Here is a 21,933-nt window from a genome sequence, read left to right as displayed (position 1 = left end):
CGACTCCGGCCACAGGCCGAATCCGTACCGTCGCACCCTTACCCGGCGGCGCACGGGGTACGCACTGTTCACCGCACTGCGCAGCGCCTCGAAGAGTGCCGCCCCGCTCCCTCCCGGGGGAGAGGTCCGACAGCCCGCCGCCGGAACGGAGCCCGACGTGATCGAACTCTCCCCGCAGCAACTAGCCGCGCACCCGCACCTGTTGGGCGATTGCGAGCCGGGCCCCGCGACCCTGGCCGAACACGTGCTGTCCACCGGAAACGGCCGCGCCCTGGCCGACCGCGCCGCGCACCCGCGCACGCTGGCCCTGGACTGCGCCCGCCATGTCCTGTTGCGCGGCGACCCGGATGTGCTCGGCCCCGCGGACCTCGCCCCGTTCGCGCACCGGCGCGTCGAGGCGCCCGCCTCCTTCCTGGCGGTCCTCGACGTCTCCTTCGACCAGGTCGTGCCGACGGAAAGCATGGTGTACCTACAGCAGCAGCCCGCCGCGGCGCCGGGTCCGCCACGGGGTGTGACGATCCGTCCGCTCACCTCGTCCGACGCGCCCTCACTGGTCGGGCTCCCGGCCGACTCGGCCTGGATCCATGCGAGTTGGGGCGGCCCGTCGGGCCTGTGCCGGTCCGGTCACGCCTGGGGGGCCTTCCGGCAGGGGCGTCTTCTGGCCATTGCCTGCACCTACTTCCGGGGTGGCGCACATGAGGAGATCGCGGTGGTCGCCGCCCCGGGCCGAAGCCACCAGCGCCTCGCCGTGAACTGCGTACTGGCTCTGGGGCGGGATGTCGCCGCGCGCGGCCGCACCGCCTGCTGGACCTGCTCGCGCCACGACCGGGCGAGCCGGCTGCTCGCCTGGACGGCCGGGTTCCGGCTGGTGCGCGAGTACGTCCACTACGCGACCGGCGCCTCCGTCGTGCGCGGCGCCCGCGTACCGGCGTGAGCCCCCGGCCGTGGCAGCGATCCGCGCTCGCCCGGACACGGTGTGTAGGGACACGCGTTAGGCGCACGCGCCTGCGGGCACTCGGTCCGTATGAGCGTATCCAAGACCAGCATCCTCGTTCTGGACTGTGCCGAACCCATCGAACTCGCCGAGTTCTACGCCAAGTTGCTCGGTGGCGAGATCCGCACCGCCGGTGACCCCGACTTCGTCGAGATCGTCGGCACGGACGGTGTCCACATGGCGATCCGCCGCGACCACGGATACGCGCCGCCGAGCTGGCCGCGTCCCGACGACTCCCAGCAGGCGCACCTCAGGATCGTCGTGGCCTACGGCGACATGGACGCCGCCGAGCGGGAGGCCATCACCCTGGGGGCGATGCCCGTGGACACCAAGAACAACAACGGCCCCCGCGACGAACGCGTCTACGCCGACCCGGCCGGCCACTCCTTCACGCTCGCCGTGTGGGCCAAGCGCTCCGAGCAGTCAGACAGCTAGCGGAGCTCTCAGGCCGACCGGTCGTCGCGGTGCAGTCGGCGGGCGACGAGCGGCAGCACGAACCAGCAGCCGACGAACCACGTGACCACGCCGGCCACCAGCCACGGCGCGAGCGCGCTGTGCAGCGCGACGCGCAGGATGAGCATCAGCGAGCTCGCCACCGTACACAGCAGCAGCACCAGGCCGACGACGGTGAGCCGCGAGGCCCAGGCGACGGTCTGCGGCTTCAGCCGCTGCCCGGCCAGCATCCGGTGGAAGGAGACGGGTCCGATCAGCGCCCCGGTGGTCGCGGCGCCGAGCACCACCGTCACCACATAGATGGTCCGGTCGGTGTCGCCCAGGCTGGTGAACCGCTGCTGGAAGACGACCGCGAGCAGAAACCCGAACAGGATCTGCACACCGGTCTGAGCCACTCTCAGTTCCTGGAGCAGGTCGTTCCATTTGCGGTCGGCGCGTTCCTCGACCGTCTCGTCGCGTCCTGAATCCGTCATGCGCACCACCTCCTCGGCATCCGGTACCCATACATATCAACTGAAACCCCAGCAGTACCGCCGCCTCATGGCGCCGCGCCCGCCGGACCCTCAGACTGGCGGCATGACGGGAAAGCGCAGCGCGGGGCTCCTGCTGTACCGCAGGGCGGGCGACGGCATCGAGGTGTTGGTGGGCCACATGGGCGGGCCGTTCTTCGCCCGGCGCGAGGCCGGCGCCTGGTCGGTTCCCAAGGGCGAGTACGGCCCCGAGGAGCGGGCCGAGGCGGCCGCCCGGCGGGAGTTCGAGGAGGAGTCGGGCCTGCCGGCGCCGGAGGGCGCGCTGGTGCCGCTGGGCGAGATCGTGCAGCGCGGCGGCAAGACCGTGACGGTGTGGGCGATCGAGGCGGACCTCGATCCGGCCGGGGCGGTGCCGGGCACGTTCACCATGGAGTGGCCTCGCGGGTCGGGCACGATGCGCGAGTTCCCGGAGATGGACCGCTTCGCCTGGCTGACTCCCCAGGCGGCCGCTCCCCTGCTCGTCGAGGGGCAGCAGGCCTTCCTCGAACGGCTCGTCGCGTACCTGGCCTAGCCGCTCGGCGTGCCCTTGAGGCCCCCGGCCTTTCCGCGGCCGGATACCCCTCCGATCGATCTCATGGCTTAATTTAGGGCATGAGTTAAGCGCGCCACGAGGGCGCGGCACAGGCTCTCGCACCGGTATGTTGCACGCAGGGAGGGAGCCACATGGCCACACCGAACAGAAGGACCGTCCGCGATCTGCGCCGGGACAACCGCAGCGTGGTGCTGCGGCGGTTGTACTTCGACGGCCCCATGAGCCGTCAGGCGCTCGGCCCCGCGACCGGGCTGAGCTCGGGATCCATCAGCAACGTCGTCGCCGAGCTCGCCGCCGACGGCCTCCTGGAGGACGCCGGGCTGGTGGACTCCGACGGCGGCAGGCCGCGCACCCTGCTCAGGGTGGCCCCCGACAGCGGCCATCTCATCGGCGTGGACGTCGGCGAGACCCGCGTCAGGGTCGAGCTGTTCGACCTCGTCCTGCGTGAACTCGCCCGTGTGGAGCTGTCGTTGGACGCGGGCGGCTACGACGTCGATCACATCGTGGGCCACATCCGCGCGGGCGTCACCGCCGTCCTGCACGAGAGCGGCCTCGATCCGGCGCGGCTGCTCGGCGTGGGGGTGGGTGTGCCCGGCATCGTCGACCGCAGCTCCCCCGACGGGGCCGTGGTGCACGGCCAGACCATCGGCTGGGACGCGGTACCCCTGGAGTCGCTGCTGCGCGAGAGCCTCCAACTGCCGTCCGGCACGCGGTATTTCATCGAGAACGGCGCCAAGACGCTCGGCCAGGCCGAGATGTGGTTCGGCGGGGGCCGGGGGGCCTCCGACGCGGTGATCGTCCTGTTCGGCTCGGGCGTCGGCGCCTGCATCGTCTCCGGCGGGGCGATCTACGGGGGCGCCCACAGCAGCGCCGCCGAGTGGGGCCACACCACCGTGCACGTACGCGGCCGGCGCTGCCGGTGCGGCGCGCTCGGCTGCCTGGAGGCGTACGCGGGCGCCGAGGCGCTGATCGAGCGCTGGCGCGAGGCGGGCGCCCAACTCCCGTCAGGGGCGAGCGAGGAGACGGCCGTGACGGCGCTGCTCGCGGCCGCCCACCCCGCGAAGAAGGGCGCGGCAGCGAGCCCGGTGGCGCTCGCGGTCCTGGAGGAGACCGCCGAGTACCTGGGCGCGGGCCTCTCCGACCTGATCAACCTGTACAACCCCGAGCGCATCCTCATCGGTGGCTGGGCGGGGCTCCAACTCGGCCCGTACATCCTGGAGTCGGTGCGCGGGCACGCCACTGCCTACGCCCTGCGCCATCCGGCCGAGCGCGTCACCATCGAGCTCGGCCGGCTCGGCCCGGACGCGGTCACCGTGGGCGCGGCGACCCTCCCGCTGGCCGACTTCTTCGCCCTGGGCGGCCATCGCGCACCGGCCGCCGCGTCAAAGACGCCCGCGGAGCGGGCCGGCTGGCGCTCCGCGGTGGAGGAGCGGGCGGCACGCTGATCCGGGCCCCGCGAACCGGCCCGCTTTCCCGGCCCGCCCTCCCGTTCTCTTGACATGCCCTGGCTCGACCGCTGAGATGTGGTTGCTTTCGTTCGACACCGTTCACTTGTGCGCCAATGACCCCCACTGGAGCCGCACTTGATCGCCGAACCGCACAACTTCAGACAGCATCTGACCGCAACCCTGACCACGCTCGCTCTCCTCGCGGGCGGGGTGACGGTCGCCGTGGAGGTCGCGTCGGCGCCCGTGGCCGCGGCCGTGGACAACGGTCTGGCGCGCACCCCGCAGATGGGGTTCAACAACTGGAACTCCACGCACTGCCGGGCCGAATTCAACGAGGCCATGGTCGAGGGCATCGCGGACGCGTTCATCAGCCGGGGCCTCAAGGACGTCGGTTACACCTACGTCAACATCGACGACTGCTGGGCGCTGCCGAACCGCGACGCCTCGGGCAACCTCGTCCCCGACCCGGTGCGCTTCCCGCACGGCATCAAGGCTGTCGCGGACTATGTGCACGCCAAGGGCCTCAAATTCGGGCTCTACTCCAGCGCCGGAACCAAGACCTGCGACACCCAGGGCTTCCCCGGCGGCCTCGGCCACGAGCAGCAGGACGCCAACCTGTGGGCGTCCTGGGGCGTCGACTACCTCAAGTACGACAACTGCAACAACAACGGTGTCGACGCCAAGCAGCGTTATCGGGCGATGGGCGACGCGCTCAAGGCGACCGGCCGGCCCATCCTCTACAGCATCTGCGAGTGGGGCTCCAACCAGCCCTGGACCTGGGCGTCCGGCACCGGCAACTCCTGGCGCACCACGGGTGACATCGGCGACTCCTGGTCCAGCATGATCAACATCGCGCACCAGAACCAGCCGCTCGCTCCCTACGCGGGCCCCGGCGGCTGGAACGACCCGGACATGCTGGAGGTCGGCAACGGCGGCATGACGGACACCGAGTACCGCACCCACTTCAGCCTGTGGTCGCAGATGGCGGCCCCGCTGCTCATCGGGAGCGATCTGCGGGCCCCGAGCGCGGCCACCCTCGCGATCCTGAAGAACACCGACGTCATCGCCGTCGACCAGGATCCGCTGGGCAGGCAGGGCACGGTGGTCTCCTCCTCGGGCGGTCTGGTCGTGATGTCCAAACCCCTTGCGGACGGCGGCCGTTCGGTGACCCTCACCAACGAGACCACCTCCACCCGGACCATCGCCACGACCGTCGACGCGCTCGGCATCGGCGGCGCCTCCTCGTACGCGCTCAAGGACCTCTGGTCCCGGGCGACGAGCAGCACCACGGGCGCCATCAGCGCCTCGGTCCCGGCCCACGGAACGGTGATGTACCGGGTGACGCCGGGCACCCCGGTGCCGCCGCCGACCGGGCTCGACCAGCTCAGCGACCTGCCGTGGACGTCGGCCGTGAACGGCTGGGGCCCGGTCGAGCGCGACCGCAGCAACGGCGAACAAGCCGCGGGCGACGGTCGTACCCTGACCCTCAACGGCACCACCTACACCAAGGGCCTCGGCACCCACGCCGCCTCGGACATCACGTACTACCTGGGCGGCGGATGCCAGTCGCTCACCGTCGACGTGGGGGTGGACGACGAGTCGACGGCGGGCGGCTCGGTGGTGTTCAGGATCTACCGGGACGACACGCTCGTCGCCGACAGCGGGCTGCGCACCGCGAGCGACCCGCCCCGCCGTCTGTCGGCGGACCTGCGCGGCGGTGGCAAGCTGCGCCTGGTGGTGAGCGACGGCGGGGACGGTATCACCTACGACCACGCCGACTGGGCCAACCCCCAACTGGCCTGCGGGCGCGGCCCGTCGGCGGGCACCCACGCGCTCAGCGATCTGGCGTGGACCTCGGCCGCCAACGGCTGGGGCCCCGTCGAGCGCGACCGCGCCAACGGTGAGCAGGCCGCCGGCGACGGCTCACCCCTCACCCTGAACGGCACCGCCTACACCAAGGGCCTCGGCACCCACGCGGCGTCCGTGGTGACGTACTACCTGGGCGGCTCCTGCACCGCGTTCAAGGCGAACGTGGGCGTGGACGACGAAGTGGGCGCCAAGGGCTCCGTCGTCTTCCAGGTGTACCGGGACGGGGCACTCGCCGCCGACAGCGGCAAGGTCACCGGCGCCGACGCGGCCAAGGCGGTGAATGCCGACGTGAGCGGCGCAAGTGAGCTGAAGCTGGTCGTGACCGATTTCGGCGACGGCGTCGACTACGACCACGCCGACTGGGCGGCTCCACAACTCACCTGCACCTGACGGTAGTTGAGGCCGAGCGCGGCTGAGCCTGCGAGGGCCTGGTCCCTCCCCCCGGCTCCGCGAGTGCACGACCACGGGTCCCGTCCGCACCGGGCGGGACCCCTTGCCGCGCTCTCCCTACTTCCCCTTCGTGCCCACGACGAGACGGGCGCGCGGACTGCCGTCCGGGCGCCGGCCGAACTCCTCCAGGGCGTACAGCTCGACGGAGAAGCCCGCCTCGGCGAGCTCCCGGCGTACGTCCGCGAGGCCGAAGCCGCGGTAGTACATGACGAACGGGGGCCGCCACACCGCGTTGCGGACCCGCATCGCGGTGTCGAACCCCAGCAGGGCGAGGTGGCCGCGGCTGCCGGGCCGGGCCGGCGCCCCCACGGGGAACGCGAACCGGCCGCCCGGACGCAGGGCTCCGTAGACCTGGGCGAAGAGGTCGGGCCGCTCCTTGGGCAGGAAGTGGCCGAACGCCCCGAAGCTGACGGCGAGGTCGAAGGCGGCACGCAGCGGCAGCGCCCGCGCGTCGGCCCGTACCAGCCGGGCCCGCGGATGGGCGCGGGCGGCGACCGCCAGCATTCCCGCGCTGATGTCGACGCCGGTGACCGGCTCCCGGCACACCGCGTCGAGGACATCGATGCCCGCTCCGGTGCCGCAGCACAGGTCGAGGCCCCGGCCGAACGGGCCGAGGCCGTCGAGTACGCCCGCCACGGACGCCAGCACCCTCTCGGGCGTGCGGAACGGGGTGTGGTCGAACTTCGGGGCCAGGAGGTCGTATCCGTGCTCGACGGACGACAGCGCCTGGACGGCGAGTTCACGGAAGGTGGGGCCCTGGGGTGCGAACATGGCTGCCCAGCTTAGAGGGCGAGTGCGCGCGATGCCCGGTTTATGACCCTTCCGTAACAGCCCGCTCGCCCACGACGACCCGACTCGGCGCCCGTGACCTGCACCGATAGCCGGTTCGCTATGGGGCCGAGGTCCCGAACGCACTTGGACACCGAGGGGCCGGACCTGTTCTGCTGATCACCATCTGTCCGGTTCAACCCCATTCGGTCGGTCTCTGGGAGCGTGATGAACAAGCCGCTGCGGCACATAGCCGCCTTCTGCGGAGTGATGGTGCTCGCCCTGCTGGTGCGGGCGACCTGGGTGCAGTTCGTGAAGGGCGACAGTCTGGCCAACGACAAGCACAACCGCCGGGTGACGATCGAGGCTTTCTCGAAGCCGCGTGGGGACATCGTGGTCGGCGGAGAGCCGATCACGGGTTCGGTGGCGACGCCCGGCTCGGACTTCAGGTACAAGCGGACCTATCGGGACGGCCCCATGTACGCGCCGGTCACCGGTTATCTCTCCCAGGCACAGGGCGCGACCTTCCTGGAGGGCGTGCACGCGAAGGTGATGAACGGCAAGGACGACCGGCTGTTCCTCGACCGCGCCAAGTCCCTTCTCACCGGGGAGAGTTCACGAGGTGGCGATGTGATCACCACCATCGACCCGGCCGCACAGAAGGCCGCGTACAAGGGCCTGACGGATCTCGGGGCCAAGGGCGCCGTGGTCGCCCTCGACCCGCGTTCGGGCAGGATCCTCGCCATGGCGAGCACGCCCTCCTACGATCCCTCCGTCTTCTCCGGGATCTCGAAGAAGGAGGGCGCGGAGTTCCACAAACTCGACTCCGATCCCGACAAGCCGCTCGCCAACCGGGCGATCCGCGAGGCGTACCCGCCGGGATCGACCTTCAAGATCCTCACCGCGGCGGCGGCCCTCGACCACGGTGTGGTCACGGACATCAACGCCCCGATGCCGTCCGCTCCCGCCCCCTACACCTTGCCGCTCAGCACCACCAAGGTCGGCAACGACGTCGACAACGCGCTGTGCGACAAGGTCTCGTTGAAGACCGGCATGCAGTGGTCCTGCAACAACGTGTTCCTCGACACCGCGCTGAAGACCGGCAACGACAGGATGCGCGAGACGGCGGAGAAGTTCGGCTTCAACCAGGAGCAGTTCACTCCGGTCCGCACGGCCAGGAGCGGCTACCCCGACAAGCTGGACAAGCCGCAGACGGCGCTGACCGGCATGGGCCAGGGCAGCCTCACCAGCACCCCCCTCCAGATGGCCATGGTGACCGCGGGCATCGCCAACGACGGCAAGGTCATGAAGCCGTACATGGTGGACGAGTTGCGCGGCCCCGACCTCACCTCCCTGGAGAAGGCCCGGCCCGAGGTGCTCCACCAGGCCGTCTCCGAGAGCACCGCGAAGAAGGTGCAGGAGATGATGGAGTACACGGCGAGCGAGGGCACCGCGAAGAAGGTGCGGATGGAGGGCGTCACCGTCGGCGGCAAGACCGGTACCGCCCAGCACGGCGCCGACGTCCGCGAACAGCGCCCGTACGCCTGGTTCGTGTCGTACGCCAAGCAGAGCGACGGCTCCTCGCCGGTGGCGGTGGCCGTGTTCGTCGACCCCTCGGACATGGACATCGAGCGTGCCGACATCGCCGGCGGCAAGCTCGGCGCGCCGATCGCCAAGTCCGTGATGGCGGCCGTCCTGAAGAAGTGAGGGCCCCTGAGGCGCGCGGGACGCACGGCCGGCCGGTCACGGCGGTGCCGAGCGTCCCGCGCCCCCGCGGTTCGCGACCCCCAAGCCCTGCCGCCACCCCCTTTCTGCCATGTACGGTTCAACCGCGCGCCGCACGGGCGTCCGTACAACGGTGTTCTACGCGCGCAGACTTGGTGTCCCCACCACCTTGCCCCCACCCCTCATGGAGGTACGCAGGATGCTCGGAGCCAGAAGTTCCGCTCCCTCGCGCCGCCGGACCGCCGGTGTGCTGACCGCGCTGTGCACGCTGGTCGCCGCCGGTGGCGCCGCCGCCCAGGCCGCGACCCCGCCCATCGCCGCGGCCGCCACCACCGGCCCGCACCGGGTGCTGTTCGACAACTCCAAGGCGGAGACCGCGGGCAACGCCGACTGGATCATCGGCACCAGCCAGCCGGACCCGCTCGGCCAGAACCCCTCCCCCGCGACCGAGAAGGACTGGACCGGCGCCCTCTCCTCGTGGGGCGTGGCGCTCCAGAAGACCGGCAACTACGCCCTGAAGACGCTGCCTTCGGGCAGTTCGATCACGTATGGCACCTCCTCGGCGACGGATCTGAAGAACTTCGACACGTTCGTGCTGCCCGAGCCGAACGTGCTGCTCAGCGCGGCCGAGAAGACCGCCGTGATGCAGTTCGTGAAGAACGGCGGTGGCCTGTTCCTCATCTCCGACCACACCGGATCCGACCGCAACAACGACGGCGCGGACGCGGTGAAGGTCATCAACGACCTGATGTCCAACAACGGAGTGGACAGCACCGATCCGTTCGGCTTCTCGGTGGACGCGCTCAACATAGGCACCGACGATCCGCGGGCCATCGGCGATGCGGCCGACCCCGTCCTGAACGGCTCGTTCGGGAAGGTGACCGGCAGCATCATCCGCAACGGCACCACCGTGACGCTCAAGCCCGCCGACAACCCGGCCGCCAAGGGCCTGGTCTACCGCACCGGTTCGTCCGGCACCACCGGCGCCTTCTTCGCCACCAGCACCTTCGGCAGCGGCCGCGTCGCGTTCTGGGGCGACAGCTCGCCCATCGACGACGGCACCGGCCAGTCGGGCAACACCCTCTACGACGGCTGGAACGACCCGGCCGGCACCGACGCCGCGCTCGCCCTCAACGCCACCGAGTGGCTGTCGGGCGCGCCCGGCGGCACCGGCGGCGACCCCACCGGCTGCACCAGCGCCCAGCTGCTCGCCAACCCCGGCTTCGAATCCGGGAGTTCGGGCTGGACGGCCACCAGCGGCATCATCAACACCAGTGCCGGCGAGCCCGCCCGCACCGGCGCGTACAAGGCGTGGCTCGGCGGCAAGGGCACCGCGCACACCGACACCCTGGCCCAGACGGTGACGATCCCGGCGGGCTGTACGGCCTCGCTCGTCTTCCAGCTCCACATCGACACGGCCGAGACGTCGAGCACGGCGTACGACACCCTCAAGGTCCAGGTGGTCGACGCCGGCGGCGCGGTCCTGGCCACGCCGACCACGTACTCCAACCTGAACGCGGCGAGCGGCTATGCGCAACGCACGGTCGACCTGAGCGGCTACGCGGGGCAGACGGTGACCCTCCGGTTCACCGCCACCGAGGGGTCCAAGCTCCAGACGTCGTTCGTCATCGACGACACCGCGCTCACGGTGGGCTGACGGGGCGCCTCGCCCGGGCTCCGGCCCGGGCGGGTGTCTCAGCCGCGCAGCCGTACCGGCAGCGACTCCACCCCGTACACGATCGACAGCTTGCGGAAGGCGAGTTCGTCCGCCGGTACGGCGAGGCGCATCTGCGGGAAGCGGCGGACGAGGGCGGGAAAGGCGGCGCGCAGTTCCATGCGGGCGAGTTCGGCGCCGATGCAGCGGTGGATGCCGTAGCCGAAGGCGAGATGGCCGCCCGCCTTGCGCTGCGCGTCGAAACCGGCGCTGTCCGGGGTGAAGGCGGCGTCGCGGTTGGCGCCGCTGAGCGAGCACAGCACCATGTCGCCCTTGGGTATGAGCACCCCGGCGACCTCGACGTCCTCGCGGGCGAAGCGGGGAAAGGCCAGCTGGACGACGGTCAGGTAGCGCAGCGCCTCCTCCACGAAGGTCGCGGCCGCCTGCTCGTCGTGGGCTATTCGCTCGGCGGCGGCCGGATCCTGGAGCAGAACGAGGGAGCCGAGCGCCAGCATGCTGGCGGTGGTCTCGAACCCGCCGGTGAGCACGCCGTCGGCGAGCCCGGCCAGCTCGTCGTCGCCGACCCGGTCGCCGTGCTCCTTGACGATCATGCCGAGGAGGCCGTCGCCCGGGTTCTCGCGCTGCTTCTTGACCACGTCCCGGAAGTAGGACAGCGAGGCGGACATCGCGCCGAGCGGAGCGGTGGCCCCGGCGAACAGGTCGAAGCGCTCCATGGCGAGCTGCTGGAAGTCGTGACGGTCCTCGTAGGGCACGCCGAGCAGTTCGCAGATGGTGAGCGAGGGGATGGGCAGGGCGAAGGCCTCGACCAGGTCGACGGTGCCGTCAGCCGCCTCCATCGCGTCGAGCCGCTCCTCGATCAGGGCGTCGATGCGCGGGGTGAGGCGGCGCAGTCGGCGCATGGTGAACTCGGGCGTCAGAATGCGGCGCAGCCGGGTGTGGACCGGCGGATCGCTGAACCCGAGCCCGCCGGGATGCTGTTCCTCCACGACGCCCGCGTTGCCCGCGAGATGGGTGAAGTCGTTGCTGAACCCGTCGGCCGAGCCGAGCACGGCCTTCACGGCCTCGTGTCCGGTGACCACCCACGCGTCCATGCCGAACGGCAGCGGGACCTTGCTGACGGGCTCCTCGCCCTGCCGAGCGGTCAGCTCGGCCACGGGGTCGAGTCCGTCCCGGCGCAGCGGCATGAGCAGCGCGTCCGGGAGCAGGGCCATCGTGCCGGGGCCGATACCGCGTTTCTGGATCCTGGCAAGGTAGGTGCGCCCGAGCCACATGGTGACTCGGGAACGGAGATTTACCCTCAAGGCGGACTCCAAGGACAAGTTGTGCGGCCAGGACGCCGGGTATGGACTGAGTGGCTCAGGATAAGTGGCCCACGGCTCCTCCCGATCCGCGAGGGACCCAGCTCACATGTGCTTCGCGGCCGCGACGGCCTCATCCGCACCCGCTCCTCGATGGTCCGGGGCCGGGCGGGGGCCCGCGAGGGACCGGCGGTCCGGCGTTCGCGCGCACGACGAGGGAACGCAACTCCCGTGTCCGGCAGGGTGATCTACGGCGTGGTGCCATCGCATCCGGCCCGGCAGGCACCATGCGATCACCGCGACCGGCGACGGCCGGCTGCGGCTGGCGATGGCCGGCTGCGCCCGCTCCTGGTCGGCGACGGCAACGAGAACTCCGTCCGGACCACCCGGCTGTCCGCGCTGACGGTCCGGCCGCCCCGGCACGTCTGACGGCGCAAGACGGCCGCCCCGGCCGGAACAGGTCCGGCCGGGGCGGCTGCGAGCTCAACTGCACTCCCCTGCAAGGGAGTTGCTGGTCAGGCCAGGGTGGCGAGGGCCTGGTTCAGCGTCTTCGAGGGACGCATGACCGCGGAGGCCTTGGCCGGGTCGGGCTGGTAGTAGCCGCCGATGTCGACCGGCGAGCCCTGCACCGCGATGAGCTCGTCGACGATGGTCGACTCCTGCTCGGACAGCGTCTGGGCCAGCGCCGCGAACGCGGCGGCGAGCTGCGCGTCCTCGGTCTGCCGGGCCAGCTCCTGCGCCCAGTACAGGGCCAGGTAGAAGTGGCTGCCGCGGTTGTCGATGCCGCCGAGCTTGCGGCTCGGCGACTTGTCCTCGTTGAGGAAGGTGCCGGTGGCGCGGTCGAGCGTGTCGGCGAGGATCTGGGCGCGCGCGTTGCCCGTGGTCGTCGCGAGGTGCTCGAAGCTGACCGCCAGCGCCAGGAACTCGCCCAGGCTGTCCCAGCGCAGGTAGTTCTCCTTGACGAGCTGCTGGACGTGCTTGGGGGCGGAGCCGCCGGCGCCCGTCTCGAAGAGGCCGCCGCCGTTCATCAGCGGGACCACCGAGAGCATCTTGGCGCTGGTGCCCAGCTCCAGGATCGGGAACAGGTCGGTCAGGTAGTCGCGCAGCACGTTGCCGGTGACCGAGATGGTGTCCTCGCCGCGGCGGATGCGCTCCAGGGAGAACGCGGTCGCCTCGACCGGCGACATGATCTCGATCCGGAGGCCCTCGGTGTCGTGGTCGGCGAGGTAGGTGCGGACCTTCTCGATGAGGACGGCGTCGTGGGCGCGGCCCTCGTCGAGCCAGAACACGGCCGGGTCGCCGGTGGCGCGGGCGCGGGTGACGGCGAGCTTGACCCAGTCCTGGATGGGCAGGTCCTTGGTCTGGCAGGCGCGGAAGATGTCGCCCTCGGCGACCTCCTGCTCCAGGAGGACGTTGCCCTCGGTGTCGACGAGACGGACGGTGCCCGCGGCCGGGACCTCGAAGGTCTTGTCGTGGCTGCCGTACTCCTCGGCCTTCTGCGCCATGAGGCCGACGTTGGGCACCGAGCCCATGGTGGCCGGGTCGAAGGCGCCGTTGGCGCGGCAGTCGTCGATGACGGCCTGGTACACGCCGGAGTAGCTGCTGTCCGGCAGGACCGCGAGGGTGTCGGCCTCCTGGCCGTCGGGGCCCCACATGTGACCGGAGGTGCGGATCATGGCCGGCATGGAGGCGTCGACGATGACGTCGGACGGCACGTGCAGGTTGGTGATGCCGCGGTCGGAGTCGACCATCGCGAGGGCCGGGCCCTCGGTGAGCTCGGCCTCGAAGGCCGCCTTGATCTCGGCGCCGACGTGCGGCACGTTGTCGAGGCCCTTGAGGATCCCGCCGAGGCCGTCGTTGGGGGACAGACCGGCGGCGGCCAGCACGTCACCGTACTTGTCGAACGTCTTCGGGAAGAAGGCGCGCACCACGTGGCCGAAGACGATGGGGTCGGAGACCTTCATCATGGTGGCCTTGAGGTGCACCGAGAACAGCACGCCCTCGGCCTTGGCGCGGGCGATCTGCGCGGTGAGGAACCGGCGCAGCTCGGCCACGCGCATCACCGAGGCGTCGACGACCTCGCCCGCGAGGACCGGTACGGACTCGCGCAGCACCGTGGTGGTGCCGTCGGCGGCGACGAGCTCGATGCGCAGCGCACCGTCCTCGGCGACGACCACGGACTTCTCGGTGGACCGGAAGTCGTTCTCGCCCATGGTGGCGACGTTGGTCTTCGAGTCGGAGGTCCACTTGCCCATGCGGTGGGGGTGGGTCTTGGCGTAGTTCTTGACCGAGGCGGGGGCGCGGCGGTCGCTGTTGCCCTCGCGCAGGACCGGGTTGACGGCGCTGCCCTTGATCTTGTCGTAGCGCGCGCGGACGTCCTTGTCCTGGTCGCTCTTCGGGTCGTCCGGGTAGTCCGGCAGCGCGTAGCCCTGGCCCTGGAGCTCGGCGACGGCCGCCTTGAGCTGCGGGATGGACGCCGACACGTTCGGCAGCTTGATGATGTTGGCCCCGGGCGTCTTGGCCAGCTCGCCCAGCTCGGCGAGCGCGTCGTCGATCCGCTGGCTCTCCTCGAGGAACTCGGGGAAGCTCGCGATGATGCGCCCCGCGAGCGAGATGTCACGGGTCTCCACAGTGACACCGGCGGTCGAGGCGTACGCCTGGATCACGGGCAGGAACGAATGCGTCGCCAGGGCCGGCGCCTCGTCAGTGTGGGTGTAGATGATGGTCGAGTCAGTCACCGGGTGCTCCGCTCCACGTCTGCAACATTGCTCGACATCAAGATATCTCGTGATCGCCCCGGGTCACGACGGGGCCCCGGCCGCGACCCCGGCGGGCACGGCCCGGCGCGAGGTGCCGGGGTCTTTGGCTCAGGGGCGTACGGCGCGCGCCTCGAAGCGGCCCCGGGCCAGCTCGATGACGAACGAGACCCGCTGCCCCTCGGAGAGCGTCCGCGTCTCCCCCTCGATGTCCTCCCGGCGCACGTAGATGCCGTCGTGCTGGCCTATCGGCACGACGAATCCGTAGCCCTTCTCACGGTCGAAGTACTGGACGATCCCCTCGCACCTCTCGTTCATGGCCTCACTCCTCGGTGATCGCTCCCACGGCCCGCGCCGGACCCGGGAGAGCGGGAACCGGCTGGGTTCGCGTAAAAAATCCGGGTGCATTACCAGGATGGAACGGAACGCGGCATCCCGCGCCGGGACAGGCCTGCCCACGGGGCCCCGCCGTCCCGCCGGGGGGGAACCGTCGGGCCCCGGCGACGGCCGGACGCCCTCTGGACCGGACAGGTTCCTTACCGGTGGATATACCGCCGCCCCCGGCTTTTGATACCTCCCGGGCACCGGGGCCGGGACGCTCCGGGCGGGGCCCGGGCGGGGGCGTGAGCGTGCGGCCGCCCCCAGGGTGTCGGGGCCGTGCGCCCCCCTGCCTCCACTGCCCCCACACCACCCGGCCCACCTGTATGGGTGCTGCGCCCATGGGGCAGGATGGCAGCCCGTTGCGCGCGCGGGCCGATGCCCGGCCGCCCGAACGAGGCTCCACGCAAGACGATCTGACAGGTGAGAACGTGACGACACATCACATACGGCGGTCAGCGGCACCCGTCGCCCGCCCCTTGGTTCCGCGCCGCCGGGAGGACGTCCGTTGAACCGGGGTCTCGTCCTGCACGACTGGGTGGTGGCCTCCATGGCCATGATCGTCGGCATCGCGGCCGGGCTGCTCCTGCGCCTGGTACTGATCTGGCTGGGCAAGCACGCCCGCAGGACACGGTGGAGCGGGGACGACATCATCGTCGACGCCCTGCGCACCATCGCTCCCTGGGCGGCCGTCCTGTCGGGTACGGCGGTGGCGGCCTCCGCGCTGCCGCTCACAGCCCGGGTCGCGGGCATCGTCAACCACACCCTGACCGCGCTCTTCGTCCTCATCGTCACGTTCACCGCGGCCCGGGTGGTGGCCGGGCTCGTGCAGACCCTGGCCCAGTCGCGGACCGGGGTGGCCGGCTCCGCCACCATCTTCGTGAACATCACCCGCGTCGTGGTGGTCGCGATGGGCGTCCTGGTGGCCCTGGAAACCGTGGGCATCTCGATCGCCCCGCTGCTCACCGCCCTGGGAGTGGGCGGCCTCGCGGTCGCCCTGGCCCTTCAGGACACTCTCGCCAACCTCTTCGCGGGTGTCCACATCCTCGCTTCGAAGACCGTGCAGCCCGGCGACTGCATCCGGCTCAGCACGGGTGAGGAGGGGTACGTCGTCGACATCAACTGGCGCAACACGGTGGTGCGCAACCTCTCCAACAACCTGGTGATCATCCCCAACGGCCGCCTCGCCCGCACCAACATGACCAACTACGCTCGCCCGGAAGCCGAGTTGACGGTCCTGGTACAGGTGGGCGTCGGCTACGACAGCGACCTGGAGCACGTCGAGCGGGTCACCCTGGAGGTCATCGACGGCGTGATGGCGGAGGTCACGGGCGCGGTGCCCGGGCACGAGGCCGCGATCCGCTTCCACACGTTCGGGGACTCCCGGATCAACTTCACGGTGATTCTGGGGGTGGGCGAGTTCAGCGACCAGTACCGGATCAAGCACGAGTTCATCAAGCGGCTGCACCGGCGGTACCGGGAGGAGGGCATCTCGATCCCCGCCCCGGCCCGGACCGTGTCCCTTCAGCGGGACCCGGCCGAGCCGCCCCTGTCCCCGACCGCGCCCATGCCGCCGGCCACGCCTGGGGCCGCGGTCCCGTACCAGCGCGAGGCGCCGCCCTCGCCCCTGCCCGGCCTGTCGGACAAACGGCTCTGAGACGGGCGTTTATGCAGGTCAGGAGCGCTGTCAGCGGGCGGTGGTAGCGTCGTTTCATGACGCCGGAAGAGCTGGCCAACCTCGTGCACCTGCGCCGGGCGCGCGACCTGATCGACCGGGAGTACGCCAAGCCCCTGGACGTCCCGACGATGGCGCGCCACGCCCTCATGTCCCCCGCGCACTTCTCGCGGCAGTTCCGGGCGACCTACGGCGAGACCCCGTACAGCTACCTCATGACCCGCCGGATCGAGCGGGCGATGGCGCTGCTGCGCGGCGGCATGAGCGTGACCGACACCTGCATGGCGGTGGGCTGTACGTCGCTGGGATCGTTCAGCTCCCGCTTCACGGAGATCGTCGGCGAGACGCCGAGCGCGTACCGGGGCCGGGCTCACGAAGCGGTGGCGGCGATGCCCGCGTGCGTCGCCAAGGTCCACACCCGTCCGACACGGAACCCGCCGAGCGCCCCGGGCGTTCCGCGGGTCCCTGGCGCCCCGAGCGCTCCGAGCGCCCCGAGCAGGATCCGAGAAGCAGGTGGCGACGAGGCGGCCTAACGTGGACCGCATGACGATCGCACTGCAGTACTGCCACATCACCGTCAACGACCCCGACGAGTCGCTCGCCTTCTACCGCGACGCGCTCGGTCTCGAAGTGCGCAACGACGTCGCGTCGGGCGGTCACCGCTGGGTGACCCTCGGCAGCCCGACCCAGCCGGGCCTGGAGGTCGTGCTGTCGGAGCCGCACGCGGGCCGTTCCCAGGCCGACGGCGACGCGATGCAGGAGCTGCTCACCAAGGGCGTCCTGCCGATGTTCGTCTTCCGGACCGACGACGTGGACGCGACCTTCGAGAAGGTCCGGGCGTCGGGCGCGGAGGTGTTGCAGGAGCCCATCGACCAGGCGTGGGGCCCGCGCGACTGCGCCTTCCGCGACCCGTCCGGCAACCTGATCCGCATCCAGCAGGAGACCAAGGCGTAGCCCGCCTTCCCCGGCGCCGCGCCCGGTCGGCGCTGGGCCGGGGCGCGCCACTCTGTACCAAATGGCGCGCCGAGGGATGTATGGGCACGTAGATGGGCAGTGTGGGCTCGTGCTCTCCAACGTCTTCACGTGGTGCCGCGCCCACCTGCCTCGACCGCGCTCCGCTGCCGCCTCCCCGGCGGACGACGGCCCGGTCGTGTTCACCGCGGATTTCGCGTCCCTCGCGCAATGGGTCGCGGGCCGCTCGTCCGCGTATCCGGACGGCGGGCCGGTCAACCCCGGTGACAACAAGCTGGATTATCTCGTCGAGGATCCGTCGTACAGCCGTAACGGAGTGTTCCGGGCGACCCGGAACCCGGACGGCGCGGGCACCTGGAACGCCGGCCTGCTGACCACGGAGGGCAGCGCCGAGGCGTTCATGGTCCGCACCGGGGACGTAATGGAGGCGCGCGTGCGGCTGCCCGCCCAAGTGGGGGCGTGGCCCGCGATCTGGACCTGGCGGGACGGCGGCCAGGAAGTCGACGTCTTCGAGTACCACCCCGACAACCCCGACCTCCTGGAACTGACCAACCACGTCAACGGCGGCCAGACCTATTTCCGCGACCCTCGCATCGCTCCCGGCGCATGGCTCGACCTGCGGGTCCGGTTCGGTGCCCGCTCGGTGACCTGGTGGGTCAACGGAGTACGCGCCTTCCGCGACCACGCGGGCGTGGGCCGGGACTGGCAGGCGTACCTCATCGTGAACCTGTCCGTCTGCGCGGGCCGCTTCCACCCGCAGCCACCGCCGGACGTGACGGAGCTGTCCTTCGAGGTGTCGGCCCTGCGCGTCCACCGCCGCTGAGGCAGTGGGTGGGCCCATGCTCGCGGCCGGAACTATGGTGTCCCACCATATACGCCTCTGACCTGCACATTCCTACGGTGTGGCGACACCCGATCGTCCCCGTCGAATGCCAGGAAGTGGTGCCGATGTCCTCCCCCGCGACCGCTCCCCCACCCACCAGCCTCAGGCGCATCGTCGCCGCCAGCCTCATCGGCACCACCATCGAGTGGTACGACTTCTTCCTCTACGGCTCGGCCGCCGCGCTCGTCTTCAACAAGCTGTTCTTCCCCGAGTCCGCCCCGCTCGTCGGCACCCTGCTCTCCTTTCTCACCTACGCCGTCGGTTTCGCGGCGCGGCCGCTCGGGGCGCTGGTGTTCGGGCACTTCGGGGATCGGCTCGGGCGTAAGAAGCTGCTGGTGGTGAGCCTGCTCATGATGGGCGGGGCCACCTTCGGCATCGGGCTGCTGCCCACGCACGCCACCGTGGGCGCTGCGGCTCCCGTGCTGCTCACCGCGTTGCGCCTTGTGCAGGGCTTCGCGCTCGGCGGTGAGTGGGGCGGGGCCGTGCTGCTCGTGTCCGAGCACGGGGACGCCCGGCGGCGCGGGTTCTGGTCGTCCTGGCCGCAGACCGGCGCACCGGCCGGGCAGTTGCTCGCCGCCGGGGTGCTCTCCGCACTGACCGCGCTGCTGAGCGACGACGCGTTCACCGCATGGGGCTGGCGCATACCGTTCCTGCTGTCGGGTGTGCTCGTACTCGTCGGGCTCTGGGTCAGGCTCTCGGTGGACGAATCCCCGGTGTTCAAGGCCGCGTTGGCGCGGGCAGAGGCCCGCGAGGCGGACTCCGGAGCCGAACGGCCGCCGCTGGTCGCGGTGTTGAGGGACCACTGGCGCGATGTGCTGATCGCCATGGGCGCCCGGATGGCGGAGAACATCAGCTACTACGTGATCACCGCCTTCATCCTGGTGTACGCGACGACTTCCGCCGGTATGGCGAAGCAGACCGCGCTCAACTCCGTACTCATCGCCTCCGCCGTGCACTTCGTGGTGATCCCGGCGTGGGGCGCGCTTTCGGACCGGATCGGACGCCGGCCCGTGTATCTGATCGGCGCACTCGGCGTCGGCGCGTGGATGTACCCGTTCTTCGCGCTCATCGACACCGGCAGCTTCGGCAATCTGGTCCTCGCCGTCACCGTCGGCCTGATCTTCCACGGGGCGATGTACGCGCCGCAGGCCGCGTTCTTCTCGGAGATGTTCGCGACCCGGATGCGGTATTCGGGGGCCTCGATCGGGGCGCAGTTCTCCTCCGTGGCGGCGGGTGCGCCCGCGCCGCTCATCGCGACGGCGCTGCTCTCCGACTACGGCACGTCGACGCCCATCACCCTCTACGTCATCGCGGCCGTACTGCTCACCGTCGTCGCCCTCGGATGTGCCAAGGAGACCCGGGAGCGGGACCTGGAGCGGATCACGGGCCGCGCCCCAAGCAGTCCGGTGACGCCGACCTGGGCCGAGGCCGGCGCGCGCGGCGCCGACGCCGAGGTGCCGGACGCCCGAACCACCTGATCGCAGACGGGAGTTGGGTGGGGCGGCCGTGTGGTGACGCCCCACTCCTCAGGGCGTCATGGCTGGGGCCGCCACATGAAGGCGGAGAGCCAGCTGAATCTCCAGGGCGCGCGCCGGGCACTGCCAGTCGGGGCCGAGGAGGCGGCCGATCCGCTCGACGCGCTGGGCCACCGTGTTCACATGGACGTGCAGATGCTCCTTGGTGCGGGCCGGGCTCATGCCGTTGGCGAAGTACGCGTCGAGGGTGCGGACCAGATCGGTCCCGCGTTTGCGGTCGTACGCCACGACCGCGCCGATCGTGCGGTCGACGAACCCCGCAATGTCCCGGCTGTCCGCGAGCAGCAGTCCGAGGAAGCCGAGGTCCTGCGCGGCGGCGCCCTCCCCCGAGCGGCCGAGCAGTCGCAGCGCCTCCAGGCAGCGGCGGGCCTCCGCATAGGCCGTCGCGACCGCGGTGGGTGTCGCGGCCGGTGCCGCGAGGACGGCCGAGGCCCCCACCGTGACCGGCTCGTGCAGGGCGGTGCTCAGCTGTTTGGCCGTCTGCCGGGCGATCTCGGCCGGGGTGTCGCCGGGGCCGAGCGGTAGCAGCAGCACCGTACCGCCGTCGCGGGCCGAGGCGAGCCCGTGCCGGGTCGCGGCCAGATACACGGCGGCGGAGCCGATGCGCCGGCGCTCGGCGGTGCGCCGGGCCGCGCCGCCCGGTCCGGCGCCGCCGGGGTGGGGGCCGTCGATACGGGCGGCGAGCACCACGTGCGGGGCGTCGAGGTCGGCGCGCAGCCGGGTCGCGCGTTCGCGCAGCAGCCGGGGGTCGCGGCCCGGCGCGTCCAGAAGATCGTCCAACAGCTCGCCACGGACCCGCTGTTCGGCCTCACCCGCCGAACGCCGGGCGAGCAGCAGCAGGGACGTGACCATCGCGGCCCGCTCCAGGGTGCGCCGGTCCACGGGGTCGAGGCCGGGCTGGCCGCGCAGGACCAGCGCGCCCAGGAGTTCGCCACCGGCGGAGACTCCGGCGAGCCAGTCCTCGCCGTGGCGCAGCGCGTGGCCGTCGCTGCCGCTGAGCTGGAGCACGGCGGCCTGCGCGGAGTCCGCGTCCGCGAACTCGACCGTCCCGGCGAGCACTTCGGACACCGCGTCGGCCACATCACGTACGCCGCCGCCGCGCAGGACCAGTTCGGTGAGGCGGTCGTGGACCTCCGAGGCCCGCTCCAGGACCGCGCTGTGGTCCCGGATCGTCTCGTTGGCCTTCTCCAACTCGGCCAGCGCGGAACGGGTTTCGGCCAGCAGGTTGGCGGTGTCGATGGCGACGGCGGCGTGCGCGGCGAACGAGCCGAGCAGGGCGATCTCCTCACGGGCGAAGACGCGTGGGTGGCGGTCTGCCGCGAAGAGCACCCCGATCACGGTGCTGCCGAGCATCAGGGGCACGCCGAGGATGGCGACGAGTCCCTCTTCGCGCACCCCGGAGTCGATGGCGGTGGTGTGCTGGAAGCGTTCGTCGTCGAAGTAGCTGGCCGTGACGTACGGCCGGGCGGTCTGCGCCACGAGCCCGCCGAGCCCTTCGCCCATGCCGAGCCGCAGCTGCTGGAAGCGGGCGGCGACCGAGCCTTCGGTGACCCGCATGTAAGTGTCGCCCGCCGCCGGGTCGTTGAGGCTGAGGTAGGCGACTTCGGTGCCGAGGAGCGAGCGGGCCCGCTGCACGATGGCGCGCAGTACGGCGTCCAGGTCGCGCAGGCCCGCGAGGTCGTGGGCGGTCTCGAAGAGGGCGGACAGTTCGGCCTCGCGGCGTCTGCGCCCTTCGAGGTCGGCCCGTACGCGCAGGGCGAGTTGCTTCGCGGCGTCCAGGCCGGCCAGCGCCTCGGGCCCCGCGCCGTCAGCGCGGGCCAGGAGCGCCGGGCGGTCGTACGCCTCGGCGGGCGCGCCTCGGGCCAGGAGCGCCAGATAGGGGGCTTCCGGGTGGTCACTGAGCTGCGGGTGATCGGGGGACATGGTCACAGGGATACCTGCCGGACGGGCGGCCTCGCCAGGCCTGTGGACAACTGTTGAAGGGTACGGAAC

At 71.3% G+C, this 21,933-nt stretch carries 18 protein-coding genes; 12 read left to right on the top strand and 6 right to left on the bottom strand.

The annotated features are described in order from the left end of the window. Positions 1 to 157: 157 nt before the first annotated feature. A complete protein-coding gene (locus N4G70_RS07295; RefSeq protein ID WP_261711639.1) occupies positions 158 to 934 on the top strand; it encodes a GNAT family N-acetyltransferase in 777 nt (258 codons plus the stop codon). Between the two features lie 90 nt (positions 935 to 1,024). Continuing rightward, the gene (locus N4G70_RS07290) at positions 1,025 to 1,429 is read left to right on the top strand and encodes a VOC family protein (protein WP_261711638.1); all 405 of its coding nucleotides are present in this window, start codon (positions 1,025 to 1,027) and stop codon (positions 1,427 to 1,429) included. Positions 1,430 to 1,437: 8 nt separating this feature from the next. Here N4G70_RS07290 and N4G70_RS07285 read toward each other — a convergent pair whose 3' ends face one another. Next, on the bottom strand, positions 1,438 to 1,920 hold the full coding sequence (locus N4G70_RS07285) for a DUF6328 family protein (protein ID WP_261711637.1): 483 nt from the start codon (positions 1,918 to 1,920) through the stop codon (positions 1,438 to 1,440). 103 nt (positions 1,921 to 2,023) lie between these two features. Between N4G70_RS07285 and N4G70_RS07280 the strand changes: the two genes are divergently transcribed. From N4G70_RS07280 to N4G70_RS07270, 3 genes are all read left to right on the top strand, one after another. Next, entirely contained in the window at positions 2,024 to 2,488 is a 465-nt protein-coding gene (locus N4G70_RS07280) for an NUDIX domain-containing protein (RefSeq protein ID WP_261711636.1), read from the top strand. Positions 2,489 to 2,640: 152 nt separating this feature from the next. Further along, on the top strand, positions 2,641 to 3,954 hold the full coding sequence (locus N4G70_RS07275) for an ROK family transcriptional regulator (protein ID WP_261711635.1): 1,314 nt from the start codon (positions 2,641 to 2,643) through the stop codon (positions 3,952 to 3,954). Between the two features lie 138 nt (positions 3,955 to 4,092). Beyond that, positions 4,093 to 6,216 carry an NPCBM/NEW2 domain-containing protein gene (locus N4G70_RS07270; protein WP_399034481.1) on the top strand — a complete coding sequence of 708 codons (2,124 nt, stop codon included), beginning with the start codon at positions 4,093 to 4,095 and terminating at the stop codon, positions 6,214 to 6,216. Positions 6,217 to 6,333: 117 nt separating this feature from the next. Here the strand turns inward: N4G70_RS07270 and N4G70_RS07260 are convergent, their stop codons facing one another. Next, positions 6,334 to 7,047, bottom strand: coding sequence for a class I SAM-dependent methyltransferase (locus N4G70_RS07260; RefSeq protein WP_261711634.1), 714 nt, complete (start codon positions 7,045 to 7,047; stop codon positions 6,334 to 6,336). A gap of 225 nt (positions 7,048 to 7,272) precedes the next feature. Between N4G70_RS07260 and N4G70_RS07255 the strand changes: the two genes are divergently transcribed. Both N4G70_RS07255 and N4G70_RS07250 read left to right on the top strand, forming a co-directional pair. Next, the gene (locus tag N4G70_RS07255) at positions 7,273 to 8,751 is read left to right on the top strand and encodes a penicillin-binding protein 2 (RefSeq protein ID WP_261711633.1); all 1,479 of its coding nucleotides are present in this window, start codon (positions 7,273 to 7,275) and stop codon (positions 8,749 to 8,751) included. Between the two features lie 217 nt (positions 8,752 to 8,968). Beyond that, positions 8,969 to 10,426 (top strand): immune inhibitor A, encoded by a 1,458-nt coding sequence (locus tag N4G70_RS07250; protein ID WP_261711632.1) that lies wholly within the window; start codon positions 8,969 to 8,971, stop codon positions 10,424 to 10,426. 38 nt (positions 10,427 to 10,464) lie between these two features. Here the strand turns inward: N4G70_RS07250 and N4G70_RS07245 are convergent, their stop codons facing one another. The 3 genes from N4G70_RS07245 to N4G70_RS07235 all read right to left on the bottom strand — a co-directional run bounded on the left by N4G70_RS07245 (position 10,465) and on the right by N4G70_RS07235 (position 14,816). After that, entirely contained in the window at positions 10,465 to 11,715 is a 1,251-nt protein-coding gene (locus N4G70_RS07245) for a cytochrome P450 (protein WP_261712062.1), read from the bottom strand. 542 nt (positions 11,716 to 12,257) lie between these two features. Next, positions 12,258 to 14,480 (bottom strand): NADP-dependent isocitrate dehydrogenase, encoded by a 2,223-nt coding sequence (locus N4G70_RS07240; protein WP_261711631.1) that lies wholly within the window; start codon positions 14,478 to 14,480, stop codon positions 12,258 to 12,260. A gap of 129 nt (positions 14,481 to 14,609) precedes the next feature. Beyond that, a complete protein-coding gene (locus N4G70_RS07235; RefSeq protein WP_261711630.1) occupies positions 14,610 to 14,816 on the bottom strand; it encodes a cold shock domain-containing protein in 207 nt (68 codons plus the stop codon). 568 nt (positions 14,817 to 15,384) lie between these two features. Here N4G70_RS07235 and N4G70_RS07230 point away from each other — a divergent pair. From N4G70_RS07230 to N4G70_RS07210, 5 genes are all read left to right on the top strand, one after another. After that, complete coding sequence (locus N4G70_RS07230) at positions 15,385 to 16,533, top strand: mechanosensitive ion channel family protein (RefSeq protein ID WP_261711629.1); 1,149 nt, start codon at positions 15,385 to 15,387, stop codon at positions 16,531 to 16,533. A gap of 56 nt (positions 16,534 to 16,589) precedes the next feature. Then, entirely contained in the window at positions 16,590 to 17,084 is a 495-nt protein-coding gene (locus tag N4G70_RS07225) for a helix-turn-helix transcriptional regulator (RefSeq protein ID WP_261711628.1), read from the top strand. A gap of 10 nt (positions 17,085 to 17,094) precedes the next feature. Then, positions 17,095 to 17,505: a VOC family protein gene (locus tag N4G70_RS07220; protein ID WP_261711627.1), complete on the top strand. Its 411-nt coding sequence runs from the start codon at positions 17,095 to 17,097 to the stop codon at positions 17,503 to 17,505. A 145-nt stretch (positions 17,506 to 17,650) separates the two neighbouring features. After that, positions 17,651 to 18,346, top strand: a complete 696-nt coding sequence (locus N4G70_RS07215; protein ID WP_261712061.1) for a family 16 glycosylhydrolase — start codon at positions 17,651 to 17,653, stop codon at positions 18,344 to 18,346. Positions 18,347 to 18,471: 125 nt separating this feature from the next. Beyond that, positions 18,472 to 19,884 carry an MFS transporter gene (locus N4G70_RS07210; protein ID WP_261711626.1) on the top strand — a complete coding sequence of 471 codons (1,413 nt, stop codon included), beginning with the start codon at positions 18,472 to 18,474 and terminating at the stop codon, positions 19,882 to 19,884. A 48-nt stretch (positions 19,885 to 19,932) separates the two neighbouring features. Here the strand turns inward: N4G70_RS07210 and N4G70_RS07205 are convergent, their stop codons facing one another. Further along, complete coding sequence (locus tag N4G70_RS07205; RefSeq protein WP_261711625.1) at positions 19,933 to 21,864, bottom strand: GAF domain-containing protein; 1,932 nt, start codon at positions 21,862 to 21,864, stop codon at positions 19,933 to 19,935. Positions 21,865 to 21,933: the final 69 nt, after the last annotated feature.

The sequence above is a fragment of the Streptomyces sp. ASQP_92 genome (assembly GCF_025399895.1).
GTDB lineage: Bacteria > Actinomycetota > Actinomycetes > Streptomycetales > Streptomycetaceae > Streptomyces.
Note: the sequence above shows the minus strand (reverse complement) of the source record. Positions and strands in the feature narration are given on the sequence as shown.